3 protein-coding genes and 2 pseudogenes are annotated in these 3,803 nt (G+C 35.5%); all 5 read left to right on the top strand.

Annotated features, from left to right (window positions below):
* A pseudogene (locus PHQ93_RS10620) lies at nucleotides 1-305 on the top strand (F0F1 ATP synthase subunit B); the annotation flags it as partial.
* Nucleotides 306-839 carry a F0F1 ATP synthase subunit delta gene (locus PHQ93_RS10615; protein ID WP_299944207.1) on the top strand — a complete coding sequence of 178 codons (534 nt, stop codon included), beginning with the start codon at nucleotides 306-308 and terminating at the stop codon, nucleotides 837-839. It begins immediately after the preceding pseudogene.
* Nucleotides 840-860: 21 nt separating this feature from the next.
* Nucleotides 861-2,378 (top strand): F0F1 ATP synthase subunit alpha, encoded by a 1,518-nt coding sequence (gene atpA / locus PHQ93_RS10610; protein WP_299944204.1) that lies wholly within the window; start codon nucleotides 861-863, stop codon nucleotides 2,376-2,378.
* Between the two features lie 9 nt (nucleotides 2,379-2,387).
* Entirely contained in the window at nucleotides 2,388-3,275 is an 888-nt protein-coding gene (gene atpG, locus PHQ93_RS10605) for an ATP synthase F1 subunit gamma (protein WP_299944202.1), read from the top strand.
* 11 nt (nucleotides 3,276-3,286) lie between these two features.
* A pseudogene (locus PHQ93_RS10600) lies at nucleotides 3,287-3,803 on the top strand (F0F1 ATP synthase subunit beta); the annotation flags it as partial.

Raw genomic sequence — 3,803 nt, 5'->3', positions numbered from 1 at the left:
AATTAAAAGAATCAACAACTCTAAAAAAAGAAGCACTTGTTAAAATTTCAGAAGCTGAAAAGTTTGCGGAAGAACTGACAAATAATTCTAAAAAAGAGAATAAGATTTTAAATGCCAATATTATAGCTCAATGTGATGTTGATATAGAAATATTAAGTAAACATCAAGCAGGGTTAATTAAGTTTGAACAAAGAAAAATGGTTCGTGTTCTTGTTGAGGAGATACTTGATGATGTGTTAACTCAAAGCAGCGATAGTTTTGATAAAGAAGCTATGGCTAATGTTATCTTAAAGAAGGTGGCATAAATGGAAGAGTTAATAGCAAGAAGATATATTAAAGCAATCAAAAAAGAGTTTGATATAGATTCCATGAAGGATACCGCTTTAATATTTTCTATATTAGCAGAATTTTTTAATAATAAGAAATTTACTCAGATTATTAATAATCCGGATGTTAGTCAAAATCAAAAATCAAAAATTCTATTGGACGCGGTTAAGTTAACTGGTTTTAAAGATGTTGAAAATTTAATTAAATTGCTTGCTGAGCACAATCGTATCAATATAATTCCTGCAATGGCGGAAGTATTGAGAAAAGATGTTGCTGCTAGCACTAAAAACTATAACGGTATTGTTTACAGCGATAGTGACATAGATGCAAAAGTAATAAAAGATTTAAGTGATGGATTAGGTAAAAGATTTGATTCTACTATATCATTAGAGTTTATTAAGAGTGATTTTAATGGTATAAAAGTAGATGTTCAAGATCTTGGAGTTGAAATTAGCTTCTCTAAATCAAGAATTAATAGTCAAATAATAGAACATATTGTAAAAGCAATTTAACTTCATGAGAGGAGATATATAGTGGTAGCAAAAATTAAAGCTGATGAAATCAGTTCAATAATTAAAGAGCGTATTGATAACTTTGAATTAAGTGTTGATATTAATGAAACAGGTAAGATAGTTTCTTATGCTGATGGTGTTGCACAAGTTTACGGACTTAGCAATGTTATGGCTGGTGAAATGGTAGAGTTTGATGAGGGTACTCGCGGCTTAGTTATGAATCTCGAAGAGAGCACAGTCGGTATCGTTATTCTTGGAGGAGGCACTCAGCTTAAAGAGGGTATGTCTGTAAAAAGATTAGGTCGTCTTCTTCGTGTTCCTGTTGGTGAAGCACTTTTAGGTCGTGTTGTAAATGCGTTGGGTGAGCCTATCGACGGTAAAGGTCCAATTGAAACTACGGAAACTCGTTTTGTCGAAGAAAAGGCACCTGGTATTATGGATAGAAAATCTGTTCATGAGCCAATGGCAACTGGTATTAAGGCTATTGATGCTTTAGTTCCAATTGGTCGAGGTCAAAGAGAGCTAATAATAGGTGATAGACAAACTGGTAAAACAACTATTGCATTAGACGCTATTATTAATCAAAAAGGGAATGGTGTCGTTTGTATTTATGTTGCAATCGGTCAAAAAGAATCAACAGTAGCACAAATTATTCGTCGCTTAGAAGACCATGGTGCTTTGGAGTATACGATTATAGTTTCAGCTACTGCGGCTGAGGCGGCAGCACTTCAATTCCTAGCTCCATACACTGGTGTTGCAATGGGTGAGTATTTCCGTGACAACTCAAGACATGGCTTAATAGTATATGATGATTTATCTAAACATGCTGTTGCATACAGAGAGATGTCATTAATTCTTCGTCGTCCTCCGGGCCGTGAAGCATACCCGGGTGATGTTTTCTATATTCACTCTCGTTTATTGGAGAGAGCTGCAAAGGTTTCTGATGAAAGAGGAGCTGGTTCATTAACTGCTCTTCCAATTATTGAGACTCAAGCAGGAGATGTTTCGGCATATATTCCTACGAATGTTATCTCAATTACAGATGGACAAATCTTTTTGGAAACAGAACTGTTTAACTCTGGTGTTCGCCCAGCTATTAATGTTGGTTTATCAGTATCTCGTGTTGGTGGTGCTGCTCAAATTAAAGCTACAAAGCAAGTTGCAGGTACACTAAGATTAGATTTAGCTCAATATAGAGAGCTACAAGCTTTTGCTCAATTTGCTTCCGATCTTGATGAAACATCTCGTAAACAACTGGAAAGAGGACAAAGAATGGTTGAAGTTTTAAAACAACCGCCTTTCTCACCGCTTTCAGCTGAAAAGCAAGTTATGATTATATTTGCTGGAAATGAGGGTTACTTTGATGATATGAGTCCTTCAAATGTTGTTCGTTTTGAAGCTGAGTTATATCCGTTTGTTGAAGCATCATATCCTCAAATATTTGAGAGCATTAGAAGTAGCTCTAAAGTAGATGACGATATTAAAGTATTGATGCAAAAAGCACTTGAAGAATTTAAATCTAGCTTTGTAGTAGCGTAAGGAAAATTTATGGCAAACTTGAAAGATATTCAAAGACAGATAAAGAGTGTTTCAAACACTCAAAAGACAACTCGCGCAATGAAGCTAGTTTCAACTGCAAAACTTCGTCGTGCCGAAGAGTTAGCAAAACGCTCTCGTCTTTACGCTGCAAAAATGAATCAGGTAATTGCCGAAATTGCTGGACGCATTAAATGCAATAAGGTTGGAGGAATTGATAATCGATGTTTTGTTGAGATTGAAAATCCAAAAGTTGTTGACATTATTTTCATTACTGCAGATAAAGGTTTGTGCGGAGGCTTTAACATTCAGACAATTAAAGCTGTAAAAAACCTTATTGCGAAATACAAAGAAAAAAATGTAAAAGTGCGTTTGCGTGGAATCGGCAAGAAAGGTATTGAATTTTTCAAATATAATCAAGTTGAACTTTTTGATATGGCAACAAATCTTAGCTCAAAACCAGATAAAGAGAGATCTGATAATTTTATTTTAACTTCTATCGAAGATTTTAGAGATGGTAAAATTGATGGATTGCATCTTGTTTATAATGGTTATAAGAACATGATAACTCAAGAGTTGCATATAAGCAAGATTTTGCCGGCTGATGCTAGTCAGTTTGAGTGTGGTGATACTCAAAAATCTATGTTAGAGATTGAAGCTCAAGATGAAGAGAAAATGCTAGATTCTTTAGTTGATAGATATGTTCAATTTGCTATGTATTATGCGCTGATTGATTCTGTTGCTGCTGAGCACAGCGCTAGAATGCAGGCTATGGATACAGCTACAAACAATGCTAAAGATATGGTTAAGTCATTAAATGTAAAATTTAATAAAGCTAGACAAGCAGCTATTACCACAGAGCTTATAGAGATTATAAGCGGTGTGGAGTCTATGAAATAATGGAGAAAAATATGATTGGTAAAATAAGCCAGGTTATGGGTCCAGTTGTTGATGTTGATTTTGATGGTTATCTCCCAATAATTAACGAGGCAATTGAAGTTAAAATAAATTTAGAGGGTACAATTACTAGATTGGTACTTGAAGTTGCAGCTCACTTAGGTGATGGTCGTGTTAGAACGATTGCAATGGATATGAGTGAGGGTTTAGTTCGCGGAATGGATGCGGTAGCAACAGGCTCTCCAATTAAGGTTCCTGTTGGTGAGAAAGTGTTGGGTCGTATCTTTAATGTTATTGGTGAGACAATTGATGGTGGAGAGCAGGTTGTAGATGCTCCAACATGGTCAATCCATCGTGCTCCTCCACCGTTAGTTGATCAATCAACTGCTACTGAAATGTTTGAAACAGGTATCAAAGTTGTTGACTTGTTGGCGCCATATTCAAAAGGTGGAAAAGTTGGATTGTTTGGTGGTGCCGGTGTTGGTAAAACGGTTATTATTATGGAGCTTATTCATAATGTTGCAATGGGTC

Origin of the sequence: Sulfurimonas sp. (assembly GCF_028714975.1) — a bacterium.
GTDB lineage: Bacteria > Campylobacterota > Campylobacteria > Campylobacterales > Sulfurimonadaceae > Sulfurimonas.
Note: the sequence above shows the minus strand (reverse complement) of the source record. Positions and strands in the feature narration are given on the sequence as shown.